The sequence below is a fragment of the Micromonospora sp. DT229 genome (assembly GCF_049844505.1).
Lineage (GTDB): Bacteria > Actinomycetota > Actinomycetes > Mycobacteriales > Micromonosporaceae > Micromonospora.
In genome coordinates, this window is record NZ_JBNCLD010000001.1 from 384765 (window position 1) to 410300 (window position 25536).

At 71.9% G+C, this 25536-nt stretch carries 28 protein-coding genes; 10 read left to right on the top strand and 18 right to left on the bottom strand.

Annotated elements, in window-relative coordinates:
- Positions 1-4 precede the first annotated feature (4 nt).
- Positions 5-226, bottom strand: coding sequence for a hypothetical protein (locus tag ACLQ2T_RS01860; protein ID WP_425764230.1), 222 nt, complete (start codon positions 224-226; stop codon positions 5-7).
- Positions 227-390: 164 nt separating this feature from the next.
- Between ACLQ2T_RS01860 and ACLQ2T_RS01865 the strand changes: the two genes are divergently transcribed.
- The 3 genes from ACLQ2T_RS01865 to ACLQ2T_RS01875 all read left to right on the top strand — a co-directional run bounded on the left by ACLQ2T_RS01865 (position 391) and on the right by ACLQ2T_RS01875 (position 3037).
- Positions 391-1332 carry a serine/threonine-protein kinase gene (locus ACLQ2T_RS01865; protein ID WP_425764231.1) on the top strand — a complete coding sequence of 314 codons (942 nt, stop codon included), beginning with the start codon at positions 391-393 and terminating at the stop codon, positions 1330-1332.
- Positions 1333-1392: 60 nt separating this feature from the next.
- Positions 1393-1812 (top strand): OsmC family protein, encoded by a 420-nt coding sequence (locus ACLQ2T_RS01870; protein ID WP_327025456.1) that lies wholly within the window; start codon positions 1393-1395, stop codon positions 1810-1812.
- Positions 1813-2173: 361 nt separating this feature from the next.
- Complete coding sequence (locus ACLQ2T_RS01875; RefSeq protein ID WP_425764232.1) at positions 2174-3037, top strand: hypothetical protein; 864 nt, start codon at positions 2174-2176, stop codon at positions 3035-3037.
- Positions 3038-3045: 8 nt separating this feature from the next.
- Here ACLQ2T_RS01875 and ACLQ2T_RS01880 read toward each other — a convergent pair whose 3' ends face one another.
- From ACLQ2T_RS01880 to ACLQ2T_RS01895, 4 genes are all read right to left on the bottom strand, one after another.
- The gene (locus ACLQ2T_RS01880) at positions 3046-3498 is read right to left on the bottom strand and encodes a response regulator (RefSeq protein WP_425764233.1); all 453 of its coding nucleotides are present in this window, start codon (positions 3496-3498) and stop codon (positions 3046-3048) included.
- Between the two features lie 53 nt (positions 3499-3551).
- Positions 3552-3905 carry an STAS domain-containing protein gene (locus ACLQ2T_RS01885; protein WP_327025453.1) on the bottom strand — a complete coding sequence of 118 codons (354 nt, stop codon included), beginning with the start codon at positions 3903-3905 and terminating at the stop codon, positions 3552-3554.
- A gap of 77 nt (positions 3906-3982) precedes the next feature.
- Positions 3983-5041 (bottom strand): cobalamin B12-binding domain-containing protein, encoded by a 1059-nt coding sequence (locus ACLQ2T_RS01890; RefSeq protein ID WP_425764234.1) that lies wholly within the window; start codon positions 5039-5041, stop codon positions 3983-3985.
- Positions 5038-6777, bottom strand: coding sequence for a PP2C family protein-serine/threonine phosphatase (locus ACLQ2T_RS01895; RefSeq protein WP_425764235.1), 1740 nt, complete (start codon positions 6775-6777; stop codon positions 5038-5040). The genes ACLQ2T_RS01890 and ACLQ2T_RS01895 overlap by 4 nt, the downstream gene beginning before the upstream one ends.
- A 278-nt stretch (positions 6778-7055) precedes the next feature.
- Between ACLQ2T_RS01895 and ACLQ2T_RS01900 the strand changes: the two genes are divergently transcribed.
- Positions 7056-7385, top strand: a complete 330-nt coding sequence (locus ACLQ2T_RS01900; RefSeq protein WP_425764236.1) for an STAS domain-containing protein — start codon at positions 7056-7058, stop codon at positions 7383-7385.
- 104 nt (positions 7386-7489) lie between these two features.
- On the top strand, positions 7490-7831 hold the full coding sequence (locus tag ACLQ2T_RS01905) for an STAS domain-containing protein (protein ID WP_425764237.1): 342 nt from the start codon (positions 7490-7492) through the stop codon (positions 7829-7831).
- 67 nt (positions 7832-7898) lie between these two features.
- On the opposite strand, the gene ACLQ2T_RS01910 is transcribed toward ACLQ2T_RS01905, so the two are convergent.
- On the bottom strand, positions 7899-8192 hold the full coding sequence (locus ACLQ2T_RS01910; protein WP_425764238.1) for a hypothetical protein: 294 nt from the start codon (positions 8190-8192) through the stop codon (positions 7899-7901).
- Between the two features lie 205 nt (positions 8193-8397).
- On the opposite strand from ACLQ2T_RS01910, the gene ACLQ2T_RS01915 reads away from it, so the two are divergent.
- Positions 8398-9378 carry a DUF2267 domain-containing protein gene (locus tag ACLQ2T_RS01915; RefSeq protein WP_425764239.1) on the top strand — a complete coding sequence of 327 codons (981 nt, stop codon included), beginning with the start codon at positions 8398-8400 and terminating at the stop codon, positions 9376-9378.
- Between the two features lie 240 nt (positions 9379-9618).
- Here the strand turns inward: ACLQ2T_RS01915 and ACLQ2T_RS01920 are convergent, their stop codons facing one another.
- Together ACLQ2T_RS01920 and ACLQ2T_RS01925 are read right to left on the bottom strand one after the other, a co-directional pair.
- Positions 9619-10920: an NAD(P)/FAD-dependent oxidoreductase gene (locus tag ACLQ2T_RS01920; protein WP_425764240.1), complete on the bottom strand. Its 1302-nt coding sequence runs from the start codon at positions 10918-10920 to the stop codon at positions 9619-9621.
- A 40-nt stretch (positions 10921-10960) separates the two neighbouring features.
- Positions 10961-11977, bottom strand: coding sequence for a TerC/Alx family metal homeostasis membrane protein (locus tag ACLQ2T_RS01925; protein ID WP_425764241.1), 1017 nt, complete (start codon positions 11975-11977; stop codon positions 10961-10963).
- Positions 11978-12199: 222 nt separating this feature from the next.
- Here ACLQ2T_RS01925 and ACLQ2T_RS01930 point away from each other — a divergent pair, with 222 nt between their 5' ends.
- Positions 12200-13366 carry a CaiB/BaiF CoA transferase family protein gene (locus tag ACLQ2T_RS01930; protein WP_425764242.1) on the top strand — a complete coding sequence of 389 codons (1167 nt, stop codon included), beginning with the start codon at positions 12200-12202 and terminating at the stop codon, positions 13364-13366.
- 71 nt (positions 13367-13437) lie between these two features.
- Here the strand turns inward: ACLQ2T_RS01930 and ACLQ2T_RS01935 are convergent, their stop codons facing one another.
- The gene (locus ACLQ2T_RS01935; RefSeq protein WP_425764243.1) at positions 13438-13848 is read right to left on the bottom strand and encodes a DUF2267 domain-containing protein; all 411 of its coding nucleotides are present in this window, start codon (positions 13846-13848) and stop codon (positions 13438-13440) included.
- 142 nt (positions 13849-13990) lie between these two features.
- Here ACLQ2T_RS01935 and ACLQ2T_RS01940 point away from each other — a divergent pair, with 142 nt between their 5' ends.
- Positions 13991-14263: a DUF2795 domain-containing protein gene (locus tag ACLQ2T_RS01940; RefSeq protein WP_425764244.1), complete on the top strand. Its 273-nt coding sequence runs from the start codon at positions 13991-13993 to the stop codon at positions 14261-14263.
- Between the two features lie 214 nt (positions 14264-14477).
- Here ACLQ2T_RS01940 and ACLQ2T_RS01945 read toward each other — a convergent pair whose 3' ends face one another.
- The 5 genes from ACLQ2T_RS01945 to ACLQ2T_RS01965 form a co-directional block, all read right to left on the bottom strand.
- The gene (locus ACLQ2T_RS01945) at positions 14478-15449 is read right to left on the bottom strand and encodes a pirin family protein (RefSeq protein WP_425764245.1); all 972 of its coding nucleotides are present in this window, start codon (positions 15447-15449) and stop codon (positions 14478-14480) included.
- Between the two features lie 47 nt (positions 15450-15496).
- Positions 15497-16408, bottom strand: coding sequence for a hypothetical protein (locus tag ACLQ2T_RS01950; RefSeq protein WP_425764246.1), 912 nt, complete (start codon positions 16406-16408; stop codon positions 15497-15499).
- A gap of 168 nt (positions 16409-16576) precedes the next feature.
- Positions 16577-17110 (bottom strand): hypothetical protein, encoded by a 534-nt coding sequence (locus tag ACLQ2T_RS01955; RefSeq protein WP_425764247.1) that lies wholly within the window; start codon positions 17108-17110, stop codon positions 16577-16579.
- 12 nt (positions 17111-17122) lie between these two features.
- Positions 17123-18844, bottom strand: a complete 1722-nt coding sequence (locus ACLQ2T_RS01960) for a DUF4012 domain-containing protein (RefSeq protein WP_425764248.1) — start codon at positions 18842-18844, stop codon at positions 17123-17125.
- Between the two features lie 140 nt (positions 18845-18984).
- Positions 18985-20241, bottom strand: coding sequence for a glycosyltransferase family 4 protein (locus tag ACLQ2T_RS01965; protein WP_425764249.1), 1257 nt, complete (start codon positions 20239-20241; stop codon positions 18985-18987).
- 159 nt (positions 20242-20400) lie between these two features.
- Between ACLQ2T_RS01965 and ACLQ2T_RS01970 the strand changes: the two genes are divergently transcribed.
- Positions 20401-20955, top strand: coding sequence for a low molecular weight phosphatase family protein (locus ACLQ2T_RS01970; protein WP_425764250.1), 555 nt, complete (start codon positions 20401-20403; stop codon positions 20953-20955).
- Here ACLQ2T_RS01970 and ACLQ2T_RS01975 read toward each other — a convergent pair.
- Positions 20936-22393: a polysaccharide biosynthesis tyrosine autokinase gene (locus ACLQ2T_RS01975; RefSeq protein WP_425764251.1), complete on the bottom strand. Its 1458-nt coding sequence runs from the start codon at positions 22391-22393 to the stop codon at positions 20936-20938. The genes ACLQ2T_RS01970 and ACLQ2T_RS01975 overlap by 20 nt on opposite strands.
- 359 nt (positions 22394-22752) lie before the next feature.
- On the opposite strand from ACLQ2T_RS01975, the gene nhaA reads away from it, so the two are divergent.
- Entirely contained in the window at positions 22753-24081 is a 1329-nt protein-coding gene (gene nhaA / locus ACLQ2T_RS01980) for a Na+/H+ antiporter NhaA (RefSeq protein ID WP_425764252.1), read from the top strand.
- A 4-nt stretch (positions 24082-24085) separates the two neighbouring features.
- Here the strand turns inward: nhaA and ACLQ2T_RS01985 are convergent, their stop codons facing one another.
- From ACLQ2T_RS01985 to ACLQ2T_RS01995, 3 genes are read right to left on the bottom strand one after another with little or no spacing between them, the layout of a single operon-like run.
- The gene (locus ACLQ2T_RS01985; protein WP_425764253.1) at positions 24086-24376 is read right to left on the bottom strand and encodes a hypothetical protein; all 291 of its coding nucleotides are present in this window, start codon (positions 24374-24376) and stop codon (positions 24086-24088) included.
- On the bottom strand, positions 24373-24738 hold the full coding sequence (locus ACLQ2T_RS01990; RefSeq protein WP_425764254.1) for a DUF1622 domain-containing protein: 366 nt from the start codon (positions 24736-24738) through the stop codon (positions 24373-24375). Before ACLQ2T_RS01990 ends, ACLQ2T_RS01985 begins: the two co-directional genes overlap by 4 nt.
- Positions 24739-24779: 41 nt before the next feature.
- The gene (locus ACLQ2T_RS01995; RefSeq protein WP_425764255.1) at positions 24780-25367 is read right to left on the bottom strand and encodes a TMEM165/GDT1 family protein; all 588 of its coding nucleotides are present in this window, start codon (positions 25365-25367) and stop codon (positions 24780-24782) included.
- Positions 25368-25536: the final 169 nt, after the last annotated feature.

The following is a 25536-nucleotide window of genomic DNA, read 5'->3' on the forward strand; positions in this document are numbered from 1 at the left end:
CCGCTCACTCGCTCACCCCTACCGGGTCGGTGCGCACGAAACGCATCGTCCAGGCATTTCCGTCCGGACGCTGGCGGGCGTAGAGATGGTCGGCGGCCGGGGTGGGCGCGGCCTCCGGGCGACGCAGCACCCACAACCGGGGCGGAGCACCGTCCGGACCGGCGGGTAGTTCCCTGACCAGGTCGTGGGCCGGGCCACCGACAAAGCGTACGGTCACCTCACTCATCACCCGTTCCCCTCCAGACTCCCTGGTATCGCTGCTCCCCGGCTCGCACGCTAACGCACTGACCGCCGGCAGAAGCCGGTTTGCCCTGATCGGAGGTGGGGTACCGGTGCCCGAAGGCGGGTGAGGCAGCCGGGCAGGCACCCGGCGAGGGCAAGGGGCGGTCGATGAGAACGCTGGACGGGCGGTACCGGCTCGAACAGCGCATCGGCGTCGGTGGGATGTCCGAGGTGTGGCGGGCCCACGACACGGTGCTGGACCGGCCGGTGGCGGTCAAACTGGTGTCACCGGACCAGCCGGACTCGTCGGTGGCGCGCATCCAGGCCGAGGCCCGTTCCGCCGCCCGGCTGGTGCATCCCAACATCGCCAGCGTGCACGACTTCGGCACCTGCACCACCATCCCCGGCCGGGATACGCCGTACCTGGTGATGGAGTTGGTGCAGGGGGAGACCCTCGCCGCCCACCTGCGCGGCGGCCCGCTGGACTGGCGCATCGCGGCCCGGGTCTGCGCGGAGGTGAGCGCCGCCCTGGCCGCCGCGCACGCGCACGGCATCGTGCACCGTGACGTGAAGCCGGCCAACGTGATGCTCACCCCTTCGGGGGCCAAGGTGCTCGACTTCGGTATCGCCACCCCGGCCGGGGCCACCGACACCATACCGGAGGGGATGGTCGTCGGCACCCCGGCCTATCTGGCCCCGGAACAGCTGCGTCGGGCGCCCATCACCCCGGCGGCCGACATGTACGCCCTCGGGGTACTGCTCTACTGCTGCCTGACCGGGCGGCTGCCGTACGCGGCCGACAGCGTCACCCAGCTGCTGGGGCCGGACCGGCGGCAGCCCCCGCAGCCGCTGCCGGAGGTGCCCGGGCTGCCCGCCGAGGTGGCCGATGTCTGCCGGCGCTGCCTGGCCGAGGAGCCCTCCCGGCGGCCCAGCAGCCTGGTCACCGCGCTGCTGTTGGCCGAGGTGGTGGACGCCCGGGTGTACGTGCCGATGCACGAGCCGCTGCTGCCGCGCCAGCGCCCGGCACCGGTGAGCCCGTGGACGGAGCGGGCCGCCGCCGCGGCCACCGAGGCGGCCGTCGGGGTGCAGTGGAGCCGCCACGGCGACTGACCTCCCGGTTTCGCCGGGCCGGGCACGGGTAGCCGGGCGGTGAGTGACGGGAGGAACGCGATGAGTTCCTGGCTGAACGAGGTTGCCGCCGTGACCGCCGAGGGCGGCCACATTCACACCGACGACGAGGCGCTGTCCACCGCCCTGGCCTCACCACTGGCACGACACTGCACCGGGCTGACCCCCTCGCAGCTGCTAGCCGCCGCGTACGCGTCCTGCCTGCACCATGCCGCCGTTGAGGCGGCGGGCGGGATCACCGACGAGGCGCACACCGTGCAGGTACGCGCGGAGGCGAAGCTGGGCCGCGACGACGACGGGCGGTACCGGGCCGATGTGCACGCCTCGATCTCCTCGGCCGGTCTGAGCCGCCAGCAGCTGGCGGAGCTGGTCGAGCACGCCGACCGGCTGTGGCCCTTCTCGCGCGAGGACGGCAGCCGCCACCGGCTGACGGTCAGCCCGGCGGAGAACGGGCGGCATTAGGCCCTCGGGTGTCGCAGCCGGTCCGGCCCGGGCCGGCTGCGGACGGGCCACCCCGGGAGGCACCGGGGAGCGGGTGGATCGGGCGGCGGCTGGGCCGACCGCCCCATCAACGGCTTCCGCAGGGCCGAGGGCGGGGTGGGCCGTTCGGTGGAGGCGACCAGGGGGGCCATTCATCGGCCCAAGATCGCCTTTTCCGGACAGTTACTGCTGACATTCCGGGCATTGCCGAAATGGCTGGTTGGCGCTATTTGCGAGCTATCAGAACGGATACGGATTTCCACCCGGCCGTTAGCCGCAAATTGTGACGCATGCCATCAACTCACCCGGTGCCAGCGCGCCCGGGGCTCTTTAGCCTCGGCGAATGCACCCCGACGACGACATCGACCAGAAGCTGCCCCCACAGCAACCGGTGAGCCAATCGGCCGACGGAGCATCATCCGAACGGATCGGCAGGCACCGCGCCGCCGACCCGGCACGCCCGGGCATCCGCGCCCGGCTGGGCGGCACCCGACTCCGGGTGGCCCTGGCCACCGGCCTGACCTGCTGCCTCGGCGCGACCGCGGTGGCGGTGGCGGTGGCGGCTGTCCGCGAGACCGACGAAGGCCCGCGGGCACAGGTCGCCGAGGCGGTGGCCGACCGGGCCCGACTCGTCGAGGAGGGCGCGGCCTCCCGGTCCCTGGCACGCAGCCCCTCGCCCACCCCACCGGCCGGCCCCAGCCCCTCGGCCAAGCCGTCGGCCACCCCGAAGCCGAAGAAGACCACCGCCAAGCCGACCCGACCGCCCCGCCCCAAGCCGGTCGCCGGGCTCACCCAGGCGCAGATGGACAACGCCAAGGCGATCGTGGACGTCGGGGTCGAGATGAAGATCCCCCGCAAGGGCCTGGTCGTCGCCGTGGCCACCGCCATGCAGGAGAGCACCCTGCTCAACTACGCCAGCGGGGTGCTGCCGGAGTCCCAGAACCACCCCCACCAGGCCATCGGCTGGGACCACGACTCCGTCGGGCTGTTCCAGCAGCGGCCGAGCAGCGGCTGGGGCAGCGTACGCGACCTGATGCGTCCCGCGTACGCGGCCCGCGCCTTCTACAAGGCCCTGCTCCAGGTGCCCGGCTGGCAGCAGATGAGCGTGACCTTGGCGGCCCAGGCGGTGCAGGTCTCCGCGTACCCCTACGCCTACGCCCAGCACGAACAGCGGGCGGACACCATCGTCGCGGCACTGCTCAGCTAGGAGCCCGGTCAGGGACGGTGCTTGGGCAGTACGACCACCCGGCCGAAGAACTCGTCGATGCGGTGCACCACACCGTTGAAGTCGTCGAGATCGATCGGCTTGGTGACGTACGCGTTGGCCTGCAAGGTGTAGCTGCTGATGATGTCGGTGTCGGCGTTGGAGGTGGTCAACACGACGATCGGGATGGTGCACAGGTCCGCGTCGCCCTTCACCTCGCCCAGCACCTGACGCCCGTCCATTCGGGGCATGTTCAGGTCGAGCAGGATCACGTCCGGGCGCTGCGCCCCGCTGTGCCGACCCTCCCGGCGCAGGAACTCCATCGCCTCCTGGCCATCGCCGACCACGTCGATGACCTTGTCGACGTCGGAGGTCGCCAACGCTTCCTCGATCATGAGCACATCACCCGGGTCGTCGTCCACGACAAGGATGCGAACCGGGTCAAGGGTACGAGCGGCCATCATTACCTGCCTCAGGTCGGCGAGGACGGGATCGACGATCCCATACTGGCGGGAATCTAGCCCATTCCGGCACTGTCGTCCGGCCCCGGGTCGGCAGTACCGTACCCGAGCACATCGGCCAGTCCGGTCACCTTCAGCACCCGCTCCACCCGACCCCTCGCGCCGGTGATCCGCAGCCAGCCACCCTGCGCCGCGGCACGGTTGTCACCACGGACGAAGACCGCGATCCCGGTCGAGTCACAGAAGGTCAGATCGGACAGATCGACCAGCAGGCGCCGCTGCCCCGCCGCAGCCAACCGGTCGATCGCCTCGTTGAGCTCCGGGGCACTGCTCATGTCGAGCTCACCGGCGAGACACAGGCGGGCCGGCCCTTCCGCGTCACGACCGGCGTACGTGACGGTCAACGTCACGGCAATCCCCTCTCGCCGCCTGAGGACGGATGCTTGCAGTGGGCGAAGTATAGAGCGCGCCGCCGGACGGGCCGCAGTTACGCCGCCGGTGGGTGGTCGGGCCGCCCGACCGCCGGCAACGAGGCCGCACCGGCGGCCAGGAAGGCCGCCGCACGCGGAAAATCGTGCAGGGTGACCGTGTAGTGCCGCAGGGTCGCCCCGACCGCGGTGGCCGGCACTCCCCGACTGGCCAGAATGGTCACCAGCCAGTCGACGAACTCCGTGAACAGTGAGCCGTCGTCGACGTAGAGGGCGGCGGCCAGGAAGTCCAGGATGTAGCCGAGGTCGCTGACCGTCGAGTCCAGTTGGGCCGGGGTGTAGTCGCGGGTCGCCGGAACCCGCCGAGCGAGGTCGGCCAGAGCGCTGTCGATCAGCTCGCCACGACGGCTGACCAGGCCGGCGTACTCGTCGTCGGCCAGATGGGCCAGCTCGGCCGGTGCGGTGGCCCGCAGCGCCCGCTCGTCGGCGAGCAGGTCCGCTGCGGTGGGACCGTCCGGGGCCCAGGCCACCCCGAGCCGCCGCGCCCACCGGCCGTCCGTGCCGAAACCCCGGCCGCCGACCACGACCGGCACGTCCGAACGCCGACAGGCCTCGATCATCCGATGCGCCTGCGGCAGTCGCATCGGCAACGCACAGGCCAGGGCGACCGCGTACGCGTCATGCCGGTGCAGGTACGACACCAGGTGCGCGGCCGGCACACTGGCCCCCAGGAAGGTCACCTGCCAGCCCTGCAACCGCAGCATCTCGGCGACCAGCCGCGCCGGCAGGGCGTGCCACTCACCGTCCATGCAGGCCACCACGATCCGTCCCCGGTCGCCTCGGACATTGGCGTACCCGGCGACCGCCGCCACCACCCGCTCGCTGACGTGGGTGGCTGCGTGTTCCTGGGCCACACTCCACTCGTTGCGGGCCCAGCGCTCCCCCACCTCGGCCTGGGCCGGTGCGACCAGGTCCAGCAGCACCCGGTCGGCGGGCACGCCTGCGTCGAGCAACTCCCGGGCCACCTCGATGGCGGCCGACTCGTCGGCCTCGGCCAGGCAGTGCAGGTACCGCGGATAGAGCGCGGCGAGGGAGGTCTCCGTCGTCGCCATGGTCACGGTGTCGTCGCCCCTCCCCGAGCCACCCCGGTCGGAGTGGGCACCGCGTGCAGGTGCCGGTGCGGCCGGCCCCCGACACCGGCGGCGCGCAGCGCGAGCACCGCGATGTCGTCGTGGTCACGCTGGGCCAGCCAGTCGCAGGTGACCTGTTCGATCCGTTCGGCCAGCGCCGGCGCCGGCATCTGCTGGCAGCCGGTCAACGCCTGCATCAACCGGTCGGTGCCGAGTTGCTCGACTCCCCGGCGGCCACCCCGTGCCTCGGTCACCCCGTCGCTGTAGAGCAGGCAGGTCTCGCCGGGGACCAGTCGGGTGGAAACCTGATCGACCCGGGGATCGGCGACCACCCCGATGAGCATCCCGCCGAGCGGGAGCTGTTCCACCTCTCCGGAGGAGCGCACCACCAGCGGAGGCAGGTGACCGCCGCCGGCCAGGGTCAACGACAGTCCGCCGTCGCGGTGCGGCCGGACCACCCCCAACACCATCGTGGCGAACCGGCCCTGCCCGTGTGCCAGGGTGGTCTCCAGCAGCGCGTCGTTGAGCAGCCGCAGCAACCGGGCCGGTTGTGACTCGATGCGGTGCAGGGCGTGCAGGCACTGGCGCAGCTGACCGGTGAAGACCGCGGCCTCGACCCCCTTGCCGGAGACGTCACCGAGGAAGAACACGGAGCCACCGTCGGGCAGCCGGTGTGCGCCGTAGAAGTCCCCACCGATGCGCAGCCCGGCGTGCGCCGGCCGGTACGCCGTGCCCCACTGCACGCCCGGCGCCTGCGCCGGCTCCACCGGCAGGAGGCTGGCCTGCAAGGTGTCGGCCACCTCGACCTGGTTGCGGTAGAGCAGGGCGGTGGTCAGCGCGGCCCCGGCCCGGTCGGCGAAGGCCCGCAGCAGGTCCAGATCGTCCTCGGTGTACCACCGGGGTGCCGGACGGGCCACCAGCAGTGCGCCTGCGGGGGCGTCCCGACCGGGCAACGACACCAGCCGGGCGCAGACCTCCGCCGCGCTGTGCCCGGGCAGCCAGCCCGCCTCGACCGCCTGCTCGGCCAACCAGTCGACCGTGTGCGGCTGCACCCCGTGCATGCTCTCGGCGACGGCCGCGGGCATCTCACCGGTGTGCAGCATCCCCCGGTCCAGGATGGACTGCCCGTCGTCGGCCCGACTGGCCCGCCACCAGCGGGCGCGTCCCGAGCGGGGGGCCAGAATCAGCACCGCCGTCTCGGCCAGGGTCGGCACGGCCAGCCGGACCACCGCGGCGGCGGCACGGTCGGGATGCAACGGATTGCCGAGCTTCTCCCCCACCATCGCCAGGAAGGCCGATCGGGCCCGCTCGGCCGCCAGGGCGTCGACCGGCCCGGCGTGTTCGCTGAGGTCTTCCACGTACCAGCAGGTGCGCCCGGCGGACAACGGCACCCGGCGGACCCGCAGCCGGCGGCCGTGGCGGGTGATCTCGGCGACCGGGCCGGGCAGGGCGTCGAGCTCGGCGCAGGTGCCGCCCACGACGATCTCCGGCAGCAACCGCTCGGCGACCGGGCTCACCTGCCACACCACACCGTCCGGGCCGCACAGCACCAGGCCCTCCCGCAGGTGCTCGACGACCTCCGGCCAGTCGGCGGCGATCAGCGACGGATCGATGGCGGGCAGTGCGGCTGCGGACAGGTCGGTGCGCCACGCCGGCTCCTGCGGGGCATTCGGCGTGAAGCGGCCGTCGCCCGGGTCGATGTCCCTGACGTCGGCACCGGTCACCAGATAAGCCCCACTCCATCTCGATTCCGCACCCGCGCAGCGGCGGTATGCCTGGTCGCTGTCCCGCCCCCAGGGTACGCCGGTGTCGTCGCCGCGCCACCCAGGTGGCCGTCGGGCGGCCCGGTCGACTGCCGTAAGGCGAGGCGCCGTCAAGGTTGTTACGATCCGGACGCCCCTGTCCGCCCGCCACCCCGCGGAAGGCGTGATCGTTGCTGTCCCACGGTCGAAGACCCGAGACCACTCCGTTGAGAGTGTCAGTCGACCGGTCCGATCCCGACATGCCGGTGATCCGGGTGGGCGGCGACCTCGCCTACACCACAGCCGGGCCGCTGCGTACGGAGATCGACCGGGAACTGCGGGGCCGTCCCCGTGCCCTCGTACTCGACTTCGCCGACCTTCAGTTCATCGACAGCACCGGGCTCAGCATCATCGTGCACACCTGGCGGGAAGGGCTGCGCGACGGGGTGACCCTGCGGCTGCGCGCGGTGCCCCGGTTCCTGGAGACCATCCTGGACATGACCGGAGTGACCGGCCTGCTGACTCGCTCGCCCGGCGGCGAGGGGCCGGTCAGCACCGAATCGGACGGCCAACCCACATTCACCGCCTGAGCAACCGGCCGCCGCGGCTGCCCCACCGGGTGGACAGTGGCGCGGACCGCGAAAGACGCACCCCCGCGACTTGCGTTCCCCCGTCGGGCTGGGAGCATGGAGTCATGTCCGCACCGCTGTTGGTCATCGAGGTCAGCCGGTTCGACGTCGGACATGCGGAGCTGCGGCTCACCGGTGACCTGGACTTCGACAGCGCTCCGGAACTGATCGCCGCCGTCGAGAAGGTGCGCCGGGACGGCTACCGGCACCTCGTCATCGACCTGGCCGGAGTGGGTCTGTGTGACTCCTCGGGCCTCAGTGCTCTCGTGGTCGCCCACCGGGGCGACCCTGTGCCGATCCGTCTGACCGGTGTCAACCCCAACCTTCGCCAGCTGCTGGACCGCACCGGTCTGGCCGAGTTGCTCCAGGTGTCCGCGGCATCCGACGACGTGCAGGCGGCGGGCTGACCGGAGGCCCACCGGGTTCGGGGGTGCCCCCGACCCTGGGACCAGGGGTCGGGGGCCGGAGGAAGGCTCAGGTGGCCGCGGCGACCGGCCCGACACGGCGGGCCTGGGGCGTCGGCTCCGCGTCGTCGGGGGTCCCGGAATCCGGCGTCTGGAACAGATAGCGGACGAACTCCGCATCCGTGTCGTCGTCGCCGGGCCACTGTCCCGCGCAGTCGACCCCGATCACCTCCCGCCCGGTGCCGTCGGCCTCCTCCAGCAGAGCCCACAGGCTCACCGGATAACAGCGGGTGTTCTCCGGGGCCAGGCGCCACCGGGAGTACCAGCCGGGCCGAGCCGGGACGATCTCGACAATCCGCTTCATGACGACCTGCCCTCCGCATGCCATCGGAAGATCTCCGGTCCACGGCGATCATCTGCGCCGGTCGGGTGAGCGGCCCTCACCCGGCGGGGATGAAGTGTCGCCGACCGCGACCGACCCCGGTCCGGCCGCTCGTTTCGTGCCCGGCAGCGACGGGAAGGCCACCGCCAAGCCCGGAGCAGAACACCAGCGGAAGCGAGGTGTCAGCATGCGCAAGCAGATGGAGGGCGACAACCAACGTAGGCGGGCATTGGCCCGACAGGCCCGCGAGCGCGGCACGCAGGCCGCCGACACCGGCGCCAGCCTGAGTTCGTCGAAGCAGCTCACCCATCTGGACCAGGCCCGGCGCGACGGCCCACCGGCGGCCGGTAGCCGACACAAACCGAACACCACACGCGGTGGTCCGACCCCGCCGCCGGCCGGTGTCCCGCAGACCCAGCGACCACTGCCCGAGGTGGACCCGGTCGCCCCCGGGGTGGAGCCGATCGGCTACCAGGATCTCGTCGCCGAGGTCGGTCGGCGGGCCGGCGTCGACTTCCGCACCGCGAAGGTGGGCGTGGAGTCGACCGTGCTGGTCCTGGCCTGGGCCCTCGGCACGGAACAGCGGCAACGCCTGCTCCAGTCGGTGCCGGCGTCGCTGCACAGTGTCGTACCGGTCGACGGCGTCGAACGGCACACGGATCTGCCCGGCTTCCTGTCCGAGGTGGGGCGGCTCAGCGGGCGCAGCCCGGAGCAGGCCCGCTACCAGGTCGAGGCCACCCTGGCGGCGCTCGTCGAACACGATCACGACCTGGTCGAATCGTTGCACGTGCCGGACGATCTACGGGAGCTGCTCGGCCCACCGGCCGTCGGTGGTGGGCTGGTCGGCGCCAGCAGCACCACGCCGCCCCTGACCGGTGCGCAACGCAGCGCCGCGCTGACCGACCTGCCGTACTGGTCGGACGACGGCGAGGCCCTGACCCGCATTCTGGTGCTACCGGCGGACAATCTGGACCGGGTCCTGGACCGTCTCGATCAACTCCGCGGCCAGATCGGGCGAGGGCCCCGGATCGGCCGGGCGGACCCGAGCACGGCGGTGCTGAGCGTCAGCACCGGCAGCGCCGGTGGGGTGACCGAGCTGGACGTGGACCTGGCCCACGCGGTGGACGCCGCGATCGACGAGGCCGGCGCGGGCCTGTCCTCCGGCTGACCCGAGTGTGGGCCGAACGGCGGCCAGCCGCACGACGGTCGGCCCCCGCCGCGCCCGCACCACTTCCTGCACATCACGAACGAGGCCGGTGGGCAGACAAGTCCACCGGCCTCACCGACCGACCCCCGCACCCGGCACCGTCATGACGGGCGCCGGGCCGACGGCTGCATACCCGTACCTTCCCCTGCGGGGTTGGTGGGCAGCCCGGCCGCCCTCCTGGGTGGGAGGCGGGCGGGGCGGTCAGCGGGCCCAGGCCGGCATCTCCGGGGAGGTGCTCTCGAGTGGTACCGCGTTGGCCGGGACGAGGCCCAGTTGGGCCGCGGAGCGGGGCAACGCGGCGTCCAGGGCCCAGTCAGCGCCGATTCGAGCCCGGTTGCCGGGGATGGCCAGCAGGTGATACCCGCGGGTGACCGCCTTGGCCGGCAGGCCGGACAGCGGCACCTTCAGCGGGTTGGCGGCGGCCTGCTTGCCGCCCAGGTCGACCACCCAGCCCAGGTCATGGTGCTTGTACGGGCGACGCCGGCCCCGACCGTAGGAGGCCGCGATGTTGTGTGCGGCGAGTTTGCCCTGCCGTTGGGCGTGCTGGGCGGTCATGGTGCAGATCTCGCCCGGCCGGGCCAGGTCGGGCACCGCGGCGGCGTCACCACAGGCGTACACCTCGGGGAAGCCGGGGACGTTGAGGTATTCGTCGACGACCAACCGACCCTTCTCGGTACGCAGACCCAACTGTGCCACGAAGGGGTCGGGGCGTACCCCGACGCACCAGACCAGGGAGCAGGTGGGCACGTACTCCCCGTCGGTGAGTTTGACGCCGTCGGCGGTGGCGACCGCCACGGAGGTGCCCATCCGGACGTCCACGCCGCGGCGGCGCAGCACGCGGTCCGCGGTCCGGGACATCCGCTGGTCCAGCTCGGGCAACACCCGTGGGGCGACATCCAGCAGCATCCACTTGGGGCGGATCTTCAGTCGGGGACGTTGGGCGGCCAGGGCGTCGGTGAACAACTGGCCGTGCGCGGCCACCTCCGTACCGGTGTAGCCGGCGCCGACCACCACGAACGTCGCCCGGGCCTGCTGCTCGGCCGGGTCGGTCGCCTGCTCGGCCAACTCCACCTGCCGGATCACGTGGTCGTGCAGGTACACCGCCTCGGGCAGACCACGGAAGCCGTGCGCGTACTCGGTCACCCCGGGGATGGGCAGCAGCTTGTTGACGCTGCCGACGGCCAGCACCAGCCGGTCGTAGGCCAGCCGGTTGCGGTCCCCCTCGGCCTGGGTGAAGCCCACCCACCGGTTCTGCAGATCGACGTGGTCGGCCTCTCCGATGACCACCCGGACGTCGTCCAGGGTGCCGGTCAACGGCACGGCGATCCGGCCGGGTTCCACCACACCCGCCGCCACCTCCGGCAACAGCGGCAGATACAGGAAGTAGTCGGTCGAGTTGAGCAGGACGATCTCGGCCCGGCCCCGGGCCAACCGGCTCAATGTCTTCGCCGCGTGGTAACCGGCGAACCCGGCTCCCACGATCACCACACGAGGTTTCGTCATCCTGGGCCGGTTCCCGTGAGCGGCCGGGACAAACGTCGGATCAGCGCCGTTCGGTGATGACCTCCTTCGACCCCGGTACGACGTTGCGGGTGGCCCGCAGGCTGGTGATGGTGACGGTGATCAGCACGGCGACGATGACCAGCAGGGAGATCTCGGTGGGGATCACCGGGACGCCCTCCCAGATGCCGTGCGCCCAGTGCAGACCGAGCTTGACCCCGATGAAGGCCAGGATGATCGCCAGCCCGTAGGTGAGGTGCACCAGCCGGCTCAGCGCCGCGTGCAGCACGAAGTACAGGGCGCGTAGGCCGAGCAGGGCGAAGGCGTTGGTGGCGAAGACCAGGTACGGATCCTCGGTGATGCCGTAGACGGCCGGCACCGAGTCGACCGCGAAGACCACGTCGGTGGCCAGTACGGCGACCACCACGAGCGCCAGCGGGGTCAGGGCCCGTCGCCCGTCGACCCGTACGGTCATCTTGGTGCCGTGGTACTCGTGGACCACCGGCATGAACCGGCGCAGCAGGCGGACCGAGCGCATGTTGGCGATGTCGACGCTCTGTTCGTGGCCGGTGAAGGCGTCCCGGAGCAGCTTGGCCGCGGTGACCAGCAGGATCAGGGCGAAGATCAGGAAGGCGAAGTCCAGGGTCTGCAGGGCCGCCGCGCCGACGGCGATGAAGATGCCGCGCAGCACCAGAGCGCCGGCGATGCCGAACAGCAGCACCCGCTGGGCGAGCACGCTGGGCACCGCGAAGGCGGCCAGCAGCAGCATGAAGACGAAGAGGTTGTCGACCGACAGCGACTTCTCGACCAGGTAGCCGGCCAGGTAGTCGATGCCCTCCTGTCTGCCGTACCGGGACCAGACCCAGGCGCCGAAGGCCAGTGGCAGGGCTATGTAGAAGGCCGACCAGCCGAGTGCTTCTTTCAGCGACACCTCATGTGGGCGTCGGGTCACTATGAAGTCGAGCACCAGCAGCGCGATGACCCCGGCGATGGTGATCGCCCAGAGCGACGGGGTACCGATTGACTGGAAACCGGCAGCTACGTACGACATTTCGGACATGGGGCCTCCTCGAACACCGTGTCATGTTCGAGGTCTCCTTCACCCAGCAACCGCTGGGCAACCACCCGAGGCGCACCCCGGGCGCGCCGTACTGACCGGTATGGTTCGTGGGAAGTACTCCCCTCGTCCCGACAAGGTTAGGACAGCCGCCAGGACCCCGCCAGGCGGGGGGATGCGGTCGAGTCTCACCGGCGCACAGGGCGAACCCCTATCGTGGCCGGGGTGAGCGAAGAGCTGTCGAGCGGCCCCCTGACCGGCGTACGCGTGATCGAGCTGGCCGGGATCGGACCCGGCCCCTTCGCCGCGATGATGCTCGCCGATCTCGGCGCCGAGGTGATCCGGGTGGACCGGGTCGACGCGGTGGACCCGGCCGGTTTCGGCACCCCGCATCCGGACCTGCTCAACCGCGGCCGCCGCTCCCTGGCGGTGGACCTCAAATCGGCCGAGGGCCGACAGGTGGTGCTGGACCTGGTCCGCGACGCAGACGTGCTGATCGAGGGCTTCCGACCGGGGGTGACCGAACGGCTGGGCCTCGGCCCGGCCGACTGCCAGGCGATCAACCCCCGGCTGGTGTACGGCCGGATGACCGGCTGGGGTCAGGAGGGCCCGAACGCGCCGTACGCCGGGCACGACATCGACTATCTGGCCCTGACCGGTGCCCTGCACGGCATCGGCCGGGCCGGGCAGCCCCCGGTCCCCCCGCTCAACCTGCTGGGCGACTTCGGCGGTGGCGGCATGATGCTGGCCCTGGGGGTGGTCTGCGCGCTGTACGCGGTGCGTGGCGGCGCGGACGGCCAGGTGATCGACGCGGCGATCGTGGACGGTGTCAGCGTGCTCAGCACCCAGATCCACGCCCTGCGCCGGTTGGGCATGTGGCAGGACCCCCGGGGGGTGAACCTGCTGGACGGGGGTGCCCCCTTCTACGACAGCTACGAATGCGCGGACGGCCGGTACGTCGCCGTCGGCGCCCTGGAGCCGAGGTTCTACGAGGAACTGGTCCGCCGTACCGGCTTCCCGCTGCCGCCGGACGAGATCCTCGACCGTGACGATCCGGCGAACTGGCCGGCCCTGCGGGCGGCCTGGGCGCGGCTGTTCCGGACCCGCACCCGCGACGAGTGGGCGGCCCTGCTCGCCGACTCCGACGCCTGCCTGGCCCCGGTGCTCGACTGGCAGGAGGCGCCCGAGCATCCGCACCTGGCCGCGCGGCGAAGTTTCGTGACCCACGAGGGGGTACGCCAACCGGCGCCGGCCCCCCGCTTCTCCGGCAGCCCGACCTCGGTGCGCCGGCCCCCGCCCTGGCCGGGCGAACACACCGACGAGGTGCTCGACGAGATCGGCTACCCGGCGCAGCGGGTGGCCCAACTGCGAGCCGCCGGCACGGTGGCCTGAGCAGTCCCCCGGTGTCGGCTCACGGTCCAGCCCGGTCAGGCACCCAGCACGGCCAGGCCGCCTGGCCGGGTTCAGCGGCGGCGCACGGTGGCGCCGGGTGCCATCACGGGCTCGACGATGTCGCGGTAGTCGCGGGGCAGCTGCACGACCAGTTCGTCGAACTCGCCGCCGGCCACCGCCTCGCGGATGGTGGTGAACACCGCGCCGATCACGGCGCGGGCGGCCGGCTCCTCGATCTGGGCGCGCCGCGCCACCCGGGCGACGAACTCGCCGGCGCCGAAGCGGTCGGCGGCCTCGGTGTCCGGTGTCGGCCGCAGCGGCAGGCGCAGCGGCTCGGGCAGCTGCACGGCCAGATCCAGCACCTCACCGCCGGTCAACCGGTCGGCCAGGGTCGCCAGGGTGGCCTGGATCAGGTCCACCGCCCGCTGCGTGGAGGTGCCCGTGCGCTGGGCCACCTGGTCGACGAAGGTGTCGTAGTTCATCGGCGTACCCCCTCGGCGCGCGGTTACCCGCCGCCACGGGACGAAAACCACACCCCGGTTCTCGCACCGTCGGCGCGTGAGCGCCGCCGGGGTGGGTAACCGCGCCCGGTCGTGCCAATCGAAGCCGGGAGGAGCCGACACCATGGCGAGTTACGCCGAGGTATTGCACTACCTGTCCAGCTTGGACTATCCCGCCGGCAGGGACGAGGCGGTACGCGAGGCGGAACGCGAGGGGGCTCCGCCGGACGTGCTGCACGCCCTGCGGGCGCTGCCGCCGGTCGAGTACGCCAACGGCCGGGAGGTGGCCCGCTCCGCGAGCATCGAGGCGGCTCCGGAGGTGGACGACGCCCAGCGGGCCGCCGCCGGCCGCGACAAGCGCCATCAGCGGGTCTCGCAGCATCTGCGCAGCATCTGAGGTGCCGGGCCCTTCAGGAGGGCGCCCCGGCCACGAACCGCGGCCGGAGGCGCCCCTGGGTAGCCACCTGCCCCGGTGGTGCACCGCCGAACCGGTCGGGACCACCAGGCGGCCCACAGTCACTCGAACCGGGCGACTGCTGCTACCGCAAGGATCATACGACAGGCCATCAGCCGAACGGTCAGCAGGGGTCAACCAATGACCGATTTCCGGCCTAGGAGCTGGTATGGCCGGCCCGGTCCCGGGCCTTGAGGCGCACCGTCGGCAGGGTGGGCGCGGGCAACGGCGGATCCGGATCGTCCACTACCGTCCCGAACCGCCGGCCCGCCATCCAGTCCTCGCGGGCGGCCAGGATCTCCTCGTGGCTGCGCCCGACGAAGTTCCACCACATCACCAGCGGCTCCTCGAAGGGGGCGCCGCCGAGCAGCATCAGTCGGGTGCCCGGCTCCCCGGACATGGTGAGCCCGGTGCGTCCGGTGCCCAGCCAGAGCAGCGCCCCGGGTGCTACCCGTACGCCGTCGACCTGTGCTCCGCCGTCCAGAGCCAGCAGCGCGTACTCGAAGTCGGGGCGCAGCGGAAGGCTTGCCTGCTCGGCGCCGGTCAGCTCGACCTGCGCGCCGACCAGCGGGGTGTGCACCCGGGCCGGTGACCGTTCACCGCCCAGCTCCCCGACGAGCAGGGTCGCCCTCAGCGCCTCGTCCTCCCAGCGGGGCAACTGCGCGTGGTGGGCGAAGTCGGCCGGGCCGTTGCGGGCCGCATCCGGTAGCGCCACCCACAGCTGCACCCCGTGCATCAGGGGCGGATGGTCGGCCGGTGACCGTTCGGAGTGGGCGATGCCGTGGCCGGAGGTCATCACGTTGAGCTGACCCGGCCGGATCGGCTGCACGTTGCCGAGGCTGTCGCGGTGCAGGATCTCCCCGTCGAGCAGCCAGGTCACCGTCTGCAGGCCGGTGTGCGGATGCGGCGGCACCTCCATGCCGGGACGTTGCGCCACGTCGTCGGGACCGAAGTGGTCCACGAAGCACCAGGCCCCGACCATCCGCCGGGTGCGCTGGGGCAGCAACCGTCGGACGGTGGTGTAGCGGCCCAGCGGCACGTCGTGCCCGGGCAACAGGACACTGCCGGGGTCGGTGGTGGCCACCCCGGGCGGTCGGGTCTGCGCCGGCATCGACTCGGTACGCTCCACGATCCGACTCTACGCGCCGTCAGCCCGGGGGTGGCCGTCGCCGGAGTTCATCCACGTCGCACGGTGACCACGTTCGCTCCGGCTACCAGGTCGAGGAAGATCCGATCGACGGAGCGGTCCCAGGCCGGGGAGCCGAGCACCGCACCGGCGGGGACTCCGCCGTGCTGCTCGTCGTACACCTGCACGTCGCCGGCCCCGGCGGCGACCCGCACCCGCACGGGCGCGCCCCCGGGCACCGTGACCTCGAAGACGTTGACCCCGCCGGTCACCCGGACCACCACCGGGCCTCGGGTACGCGGCAGCCGCAGCTCGGTACGGGTGGCCCCGCCGGCGAGCTCCAGACCGGACACTCGGCCGGCGGTCAGATCGAGTCGCCGTTGGGTGGTGCCCCCGGTGATCCGCAGGTCCCACACCAGCCGGGTGTTGAGCAGCACCTCCACCTCACCTGGCCCGTCCCCGATCTGTTCCAGCCGCAGTCGCAGCCGGTCGGCGGTCACCTCCGGTCGGGGCCGGGCGTCGGAGTCGGCCGGGCTGCTGATCCGGTACAACTGCTCCCCCAGGTCCGCCAGCCGCAGCTCGAACCGGGTCACCCCGTCGATCAACTCGAAGGTGGCGCGTTCCCTGCCGGCCAGCGGCGCGGTCCGTACCTCCTGGGGGGTCTCCGCGGCCGCGCGGGCCGCGCCTCCCAGCCCACCGCTGGATTCGGCGGTAATCTGCGGCTGCGGGCCTTCGCCGGTGAAGACCCGACCCAGGCGGTGCGGGTCGGACAGGATCACCACCACGGCGGTCGCGCCGAGCCCCAGCACCAGCACCGCGGCGGCGGCCAGCAACCGCGCCCCGGCCGAGAAGGTCCGCCCGGTGGTGCGGGATTCCTCGGGGGCCGGGTCGGTCGGCCGGCCGCCGGTCGACTCCGGCCGCGGGGTTGTCGGACAGTCAGCGCTCCGCGGTGCATCAGCCATGCCACGTCCCTTCCACGGTCCCCTACCAGCAGACACGCAGCAGAAGGCGGGACGGATCAGTTCGCCGTACCTCGAATGTCCGCGCCCTGCGCGCACGCCGGTGCCCGCCGGAGGGTTCCGACGGGCACCGGCTGTGGTGCGTGCGGGGTCAGGCCCGCGGGGGCGGGATCAGCCTGCGGCGCCCGCTCCGAAGCGGTTGCGCCGCCGCCAGAGCATCGTGCCGAGCAGCATCACGGCACCCGCCGCGACCAAGCCGCCGCCGACCTTCATCGGGGTGCCCAGGCTGCTGCCGGTGACCGGCAGGTGCGGCTTCTTCTTGGGCAGCACCCGCAGTTCGGCCGAGTCATTGCGACCCGACTCCCCGGTGGCGGTGAAGGTGTGGTGGCCGGTCACCTCCGGGGTGTACTCCCGGGTGAAGCCGCCGTCGGCGTTCGTCTCGACGGTGAAGGTGTCGACCACGGACGACTGCACCCTGACCACGATGGTGACCGTCTCCATCGACTCGAAGTTACGGCCGGTGAGAGTCACCGTCCCGCCGAGGTAGATGGCCGGTCGGTTGACCGTCAGCGACGCGAGTTCCGGCGTGTACACCGGAGGACTGCTGACTGTGGGCGACGGCTGCGGCGCAGCCCCCGCCACTGCCGGCACGGCCACTACGGCCAGACCGACCGTGAGCGCCATGATGATGCGGGATAGCCGCATTTTCGTTCCCTCCTACTGTGAACAGCTAGGTGCGGTAACAACTTGGGTGGTCCAAGGGGCGGCGGTCGGGGTCAGCCACAGCTCGGCACCGCCGCCGTCCGTCTTGCCGGTGAGCAGGGAGACCTCCAGGGTCTTGCTCGCGCCCGGGCCGATCTCGACGTTCACGGTGGCCACCTGCCGGCGCCGTTCGGTGCCGGTGGCCACCGCGGTCTCGGCCCCGTCGAGACGGGCGTCGAGCACCGTCCCGCCGGCCGGGCCGTACACCGAGACCAGGGTTCGCAGGGTGTACGGATCGCCCGACCTGGCCAGGCCGAGGACCGAGCGGCTGAGTCCGGAGGACGGTGCGGTGGAGCGAATCGTCACCCGCAGGCTCAGTTCGCGGCGGCCCTCGCCCTGGCAGTCACCGACCACCAGGTCGGCGCTCTGCCGCAGGTAGTAGCCGAGCTTCGCGCCGCTGCCGTCGTTGAGGAAGACCCCGACGGTTGGCACGGTGTCCTGTTCCGGAAGGGTCCCGGCCATCCGGCTGTCGCCGAACGTACGCTGCTCTTCCGGACGAGTACTCCAGAACAATATCCGTCGTTCAGCCACAGAGCGGTCGAATGCGGACAGTAGCCCACTAGTGGGTATTTTCCGCTCGAACAGGGCGTCGAACACGGCAGCGGCGGCGGCGGCGAAGAAGGTGTCCTGCTCGGCCGGTTCCATCCGTTGGTAGGTGTCGCTGAGCAGGGTCTTCACCGCGTTGCCCGCGGTCAGCTCGCCCCCGGAGGGCAGCCGGACCGGGCCGGTCGCCTGCAACAGGTAGGACAGTGCCACCGGGTCCACGGCGAACACCCCGTCGACGGACTCGCCGGAGCTGCGCCGGTACATGTCGCGGTACAGCGCCGCCGCGGTCGGAAAGTGCGGGGTCAGGTTGACATCGGCGGGATAGATGCCGGGCAGGTCACCCCAGAGGGAACGCACCTCGGCCGGCACCTTCAGCGGTTTGGTGAAGGCCCCGAAGCTGGCCGAGCTGCCCTGCGCCCCCATCCGCAGCCGCCCCCGGTCCGCCTCGATCAGGGCGTACGCCCCGAACATCCCCCCGGTGGCCCGCACCTCGGCGGGATTCTGCGAAACCAGCAGGTAGCGGCGCGGGCCGTCGGCCCCGAGCAGCGGCGGCAACAGCTGACCGGCCCGCTGGGCCGCGGAGGTCAGCTCGGCCAGCCGGTCGATCTCGCCCCGCAACCGCACCACCGCCTCGCGGACCTGTCCGATCAGCCGGTCGTCGCGGATCGCCACCAGGTCCGACCGGGTCCGGCGTACGGTCGCGTCGACCTCGGCGAGTTGGGTGGCGACGGCCTGCAGGCCGACCACGTCCAACCGTCCCTCGCGGGGCACCAGACCACCGAGGTCGACCTCCAGCAGCGCCGGGAAGGCCTGCCGGGCCAGGTCGTCGATGGCGATGGAGATCTGCCGTACGGCCGCCAGGTTGGCCCCCGCGTACGGCACCTGCCGACCCAGCCACCAGCCGGGGTCACCGGTGGCCCGGCGAGCCGCACCGGACTGCTCCTGCAAGGCGGCCAGGGTGCGGCGCGCGCGGGCGGTGTCCCCACCGACCAGATGGCCACTCAACTCCCCGGCCAGGCCGGCGGCGTTGACCAGGTGGGCGCGGGCCTGCCAGGCCCGGAACCCGACCCAACCGCAGACACTGAGCACCAGGGAGCCGACCACCAGGGAGGTGAGCAGGACACGACGCAATCGGGCGCGTCGTCGGCGACGGGATCTGCTCCGCCGCCGCCGCGAGCTTTCATTCTCCGTCACACCTGTCTCACTTCCACCGATTCGGACATAAGGCACAATAGCCCTAACAGTTGCCTAATGATTGTGGACTTAAAGAACTATTCGGACGATATTGGCTTCGGTATCGGGGGGTCCGTCTTCTCTCGGGGATTCGCCGCGGCCTCCCGCAGGAGCCCCTCGACCCGGTCCACCCCGGCCGACAGGGACATCTCCCGCAGGTACGCCTGGCGGCCCCGGCGTCCCATCTCGGCCCGTGCGGGTGGGGGTATCTGCGCGGCCAGCCAGAACCGGTCGGCCAGGCTGGCCCAGTCCCCCGGAGGGCAGGACAGCCCCGCCCGCGCCCGTTCCACCAGGGCGGCGGTGTCGCCGCCGGCCGAGGCCACCACGGGCGCCGCGCAGGACAGGGCCGCCTGGAGCTTGCCCGGCACGGTGCCGCGCAGCGCGGGTAGATCCCGCAGCATGACCAGTTGGTAGTCGGCGGCGGCGTACAGCTCCGGCATGTCCAGTGGTGAACGCCGCTCGACGAACCGCACGTTGTCGGCGCGCAACTCGGCGGCGAGCCCCCGCACCCGCCGCTCCTGGGCACCCGAACCCACCAGGACCAGATCCATGGTGTTCTCCAGCGCCGCCGCCGCACGTACCGCCGTCTCCAGCCCCTGGCGCGCCCCGATGGTGCCGGCGTGCATCACCACGCAGCGCTCGTCCCGACGGACCAGTCCCCGGGCGGCAGACCCGGCCGGGGCGGGTCGGAAGATCCGCTCGTCGGTCCAGTTGAGCACCACCGGCACCCGGTCGGCATCCACGCCGGTCGCGACCACCGCGTCCCGCAGCGAGGGTGAACTCACCGCGATCGCGCTGGCGGACCGGTAGGTCCTGACCATCGCCGCCCGGACCCGCGCGGCCCACCGGTCGTCGTCGGTGTCCTCCGCGCTCTGCTCCGCCCAGACGTCCGGCACATGCAGCACCACCGGCACCCGACCGAGCAGCCGCAGCAGGGCCGCCGAGGCGAAGGTCGCCGCGGGCGGCTGATGGACGTAGAGCACGTCCACACCGGCCAGATAGCTCCGCCCGACGACCGCCGCGCTGGCGGCGAAGGAGAGCCAGGCGGCCATCCTGGGCCGTACGGCCCCGTCGCCGGTGCTGTACCGGGGTACCCGGCGTACCGTCAGACCCCGGCTGCGGGTCTCGTGCCGCCAGCGCTGCCGCCAGCCCGGGTAGACGTGTCCGCCGGGGTAGTCCGGGAACCCGGTCAGCACCCGCACCTCGTGGCCCCGGGCGGCCAACTCCTCGGCCAGGCTGCCGGGGATGAAGGCGGGCTCGGGCGGAAAGTGGTACGTCAGGATGCCGACCCGCATCGGGACACCCCCGCCCTCGGCCGGTCCGGCGCGGCGTGACCCTCACCCGGCGCCGGGTGCGCGTACGATGCCGCCAACCCCTTGCGGGACCGGCGCCGGTGGGCACCGTCCCCGATCGCGGCGCCACCGTGGGCGACCGCCTCGTCGAGAGGGTTCCCGATGCTCAACGGAGTTCTGTTCGTCTGCCACGCCAACCTGTGTCGGTCACCGATGGCCGAGTTCACCGCGCGTCGGATGCTCGCCGGGCGTCCGGTGAGCGTGACCAGCGCCGGCACGGACGCGGTGGCGGGCCGGCCCATGCACCCGTACGCGGCGGACCTCGTCGCCACGACCGGTGCGGATCCCGAGACCTTCCGCACCCGACGGCTGGCGGCGGAGCACCTCACCGAGGCGGTCCTGGTGCTGACCGCCACCCGGCGCCAGCGTTCGGTCTGCACCGCGCTGGCACCGGCGGCCCTGCACCGGACCTTCACCCTGCGCCAGTTCGGCCGGCTGGCCGCCGCCGTCGAGCCGCCCCTGAGCGAGCAGGACGACCCCTTGGCCGCCGCGGTCACCGCCGCCACCCTGGCTCGGGCTCGATTGCAGCCCGCCCCCGGCGACGCCGACGACCTGCCCGACCCCGTCGGCGGTACCCCGGAGGACTTCCGGCGCTGCGCGGAGGAGATCGAACGGTCCCTGCGCCCCCTGGCGGTGCTCATCGGGACAGCCGGGTGAGTTCCTGGCTGTGGTCCACCGGCGCCCCGGTGCTGCCGCGGTCGGCGTGCCGGCCGGCCGCGGTCCGACCCGCCGGGGCCGCGGCGGTTTCGGTCACCACGCGGTAGGCCTCGTACTGGTAGGCGTCGGCCTTGGGCACCCGCGCCATGTTGAGCACACACCCGAGCAGCCGTACGGAGACCGAGTGCAGGGCCCGGGCGGCTGCGGCCACCTGGGTACGCGAGGTACGCCCCTGCTGGCTGACCAGCAGCGCACCGTCGGCCTGCACGGCCACCACCACACCGTCGGTGACCGCCAGCAGCGGGGCGGTGTCGATGATCACGATGTCGGCCGACTCCCGCAACGCCAGCAGCAGATCCGACATGGCCTTGGAACCGAGCAGTTCGCTGGGGTTGGGCGGGGCCGATCCGCTGGGCAGCACGAGCAGGGACTTGTCGCCCCACCGCTGCACCACGTCGCCGACCTGCACATCGCCGACCAGGACGTCGGTCAGCCCCACCCCGGAGTCGACACCCAGGTAGTGGCCGACCTTGGGGCGGCGCAGGTCGGCGTCGACCAGCAGCACCCGCCAGCCCGCCTCGGCCAGGGCGATCGCCAGGTTGCAGGACAGGGTGGTCTTGCCCTCCCCCTGGAGGGCACTGGTGACGGCGATGACCCGGGCCGGCTCGTGCACGTCGACGAAGCGCAGGTTGGTCCGCAGCTTGCGGATCGCCTCGGCGCGGGCCGAGGTGGCGGCCTCCCCGACGATCAGGGGTGCCGTCCGGGCGGTGCCGTCCAGCGGGATCTCACCGAGCAGCGGGCTGCCGGTGACCCGCCGCAGCGCGGCGGCGTCGCGCAGCCGCACATCGGCCATCCCGCGCAGCACCGCCAGACCGATCCCGGCCAGCAGGCCGAGCAGTGCCCCGATGACTGTGTTACGCACCGGTTGGGGGGAGACCGGGCTGGCGGTCACCCGCGGACCACTGACCACCTCGATCTTGATCGGCCCGGCGCTGCCGTCCGGTTTGGTCTCCACCTTCTGGACGAGTTCGACGAAGTTCGCCGACAGGGCCTCGCTGACCCGCAGGGCCCGGGCCTGGTCGGTGTCGATCACCGAGGCCCGCAGCAGGACGGTGCCGTTCTCGGTGGAGGTGCTGACCCGGCGCTGGATCTCGTCCGCGGTCAACCCGACCTGACGATCGGCGGCGGCGCTCTGGGCCAGCCGGTCGCTGGTCAGCAGTTCGGCGTAGGACTTGACCCGTTGCTGGAGAAAGAGCCCACCCTGGTAGGCGTCCGTGACCCCTTGGCTGGGGGTGGTGACGAAGAAGGTGACCGAGGCGACATAGCGAGGCTGCGCCCGGACCGTGATCAGGGCGGTCACGCCGAGGGCCACCATGACGGTGACCAGGACGATCCACCAGTGCTGCCGCACGAGGCGCAGCTGGCGCAACAGGTCCATCAGGCACGCCTCCGGATCGGCCCGGTAACGCCAAAGAACTTCACGAAAACCCCCAAGGTCGACTGAATCTCGTGAAACCATTAAAGCGGCTTATGTGACTTGTGTCCGGAGTTAGGCGTTTTCCTGAGAGCGGTCCGCCTCCGCAATGCCCAACCGGACCGGGCGTCCGCCGGAATCGCCCGCCGTCCGGAAAAGATGCGGTTCCCGTACGGGGATATCGCGCAGTCCACGCCGGTCAGGCGCCGCCTGATCACCGCCCTCGCGCCCACCGCCGCCAGGGGATAAGGTCATGGCCGGTGTGCCGGGAAGTCTGGTCGGCGATGTCGCTGCTCCTTCCCGACCGACAGGTGGAACCGCCCATGACCGACCACAACCCGCCCCCACGTCGCCGGGGCGTACGCCGCCTCTTCACCCGCACCTCCTGGCCGGAGGCCCGCTTCCTCGCCGACGTCCTGCGCACGGAGACGGTCGGCGGTGCCCTCCTACTGGTCGGTGCGGTGATCGCGCTGGTCTGGGCCAACTCCCCCTGGGGGGACAGCTACACCGAGCTGGGACGATGGGTGCCCTGGGCCGGCGGTTCGGCCCTGCACCTGGACCTGGATCTCGCCACCTGGGCCGCCGACGGGCTGTTGGCCATCTTCTTCTTCGTGGTCGGCCTGGAACTCAAACGCGAGTTCGTCGCCGGGGAGCTGCGCGACCCCCGCCGGGCCGTGCTGCCGGTCGTCGCGGCGGTCGGCGGCATGACCGTGCCCGCACTGATCTACGTAGTCGTCAACCTGTCCGCCGGCGGAGAGGGACTACGCGGCTGGGCCATCCCCACTGCCACGGACATCGCCTTCGCCCTGGCCGTCCTCGCGGTGATCGGGGCGTACCTGCCGCAGGGGCTGCGCGCCTTCCTGCTCACCCTGGCGGTGGTCGACGACCTGCTCGCGATCACCATCATCGCGATCTTCTACACGGACGACTTCACTCTGCTCCCGCTGCTGGTCGCCATCGTGCCCATCGCGCTGTTCGGCCTGTTGGTGCAGCGCCGTCGCACCTGGTGGTGGGCGCTCATCCCGTTGGCGCTGGTCGCCTGGACCCTGGTGCACTCCTCCGGGGTGCACGCCACCGTGGCCGGGGTGCTGCTCGGCTTCACCGTGCCGGTGCTCGCCGGCAAGAGCCGTGGCGGCCGCCCCGCGCCGGGTCTGGCGGAGCACCTGGAGCACAAGTGGCGGCCGATCTCGGCCGGCTTCGCCGTACCGGTCTTCGCGTTCTTCGCCGCCGGGGTCTCGCTGCGCGGGGCCGACCTGGGTGCGGTGGCCAGCGACCCGGTCGTCCTCGGTGTCGTACTGGGTCTGGTGGTCGGCAAGTTCGTCGGCATCTTCGGCTTCACCTTCCTGCTGGCCCGGTTCACCCGCGCCCGGCTGGACGAGGACATCACCTGGACCGACCTGATCGGGGTGTCGCTGCTGGCCGGTATCGGGTTCACGGTCTCGTTGCTGATCGGCGAACTGGCCTTCGGCCCCGACAGCATGGCCGGTGCCAACGTCAAGGCCGCGGTGCTGGCCGGCTCGTTGATCTCGGCGCTGCTCGCCACGATCGTGCTGGTCCGTCGCAACCGGGCCTACCGGCTGATCGCGTTGAAGGAACAGGTCGACCTCGACCGCGACGGGGTGCCGGACGTCTACCAGCGGCCCGGCGACTGAGGTCTCAGCGGCTCGATGCCCGGCCGGCCTGCCCGGCCGGGCTGCTGCTCGCCGACGTCCGCCAGCGCTCGGCCGCCAGCAACCCGGCCCGCAGCATCTGACGCACCGCCACGATCACGACCACCCCCGCCAGAGCCGACCAGGACGCCACCGCGGCCAGCCGCACCAGCCCGGCGGCGACCAGCAGATCCAGCAGCACCCCGACAGCCGTCGGCACCGACCGGGTGGCCAGCAGCGTCACACCGGCGCTGAACACCCCGAGGGCGCCGATCACCGCAGCCAGGGTTTCGATCATCGTGCCGTTTCCCGGGGCCTCTCCACCTGCTGTTGTTCCTGCTCGATCTCCTTACGCAGGACGTAGTTGAGGCCGGTCCGGATGGCCGCGACGGCGGCCAGCTGACCGATCTGGGCGAAGGTCGGTGACAGCGCGGTACGCAGGATGTCCGCGGCCAGTTGAAACTCCAGGCCCAACACGAGGGAGCGACCCAGGGTCAGCCGGATCCGGGTGAACACCGCGGTGTCGCGGTACCGCAGCCCGTCGACGACGAACCGCAGCACCGCCCAGCCCACCCCGGCGACGATCACCACGACGCCGACCAGCTCGACCGCGGTCACCACCAGCTGGTGACCGCGGTCGACGGCCTCCTCGACGTTCACCCCGGCGCCTTACCCGGCCAACCTCCGGGTAGTCGGCGAGCTCAGAGCAGTTCGGCGACGGCGTCCACGATCAGCCAGATGCCGCTGAGCGCGAACAGTGCGGCGGCGCCGTACTTGATGGTCCGCTCCGGCAGCTTGCGGCCCAGCAGCCGGCCGACGACGATGGCCAGCGCGTCGGCGGCCACCATACCGATCGTCGAACCGATCCAGGTGCCGAACCAGCCGTACTGGGTGGCCAGGGTGATCGTGGCGAGCATCGTCTTGTCGCCGAGTTCGGCGAGGAAGAAGGCGACACCCACGGTGAGCACGGCCGACTTGCCGCCCCGGGCCGCCTTGCGCTTCTCATCCTCGGTGAGGGTGTCTCCGCGCAGGGTCCACAGTCCGAAACCGATGAAGGCCACCCCGGCCAGCAGCGAGATCCAGCCGGTGGGCAGGGCGGACCCCAGGCCGTACCCGATGGCCACCGAGGCCAGGTGCACCAGAGCGGTGGCCACGGTGATGCCGATCAGGATCGACATGGGGCGATACCTGGTGGCGAAGGCCAGGGCCATGAGCTGGGATTTGTCTCCCAGCTCCGCAACGAAGATCACGCCGAAGCTGACGGCCAGCGCGACGAGGAACCCTTCCATGACATCCTTCCGGATCAAGCCGGGAGGAGGTACGGGGATGCCCTCGACCCGGCTGCCTACAGCCTGGGTCGAAGGTCTCGCCCGCCTCGTCACGCGAGGCCTCGTGGCCGGGTGCGCGAGGCACCAGTATGTCGACCACGACGTTGAGGGCTACTCCCCTTCGCTGCGC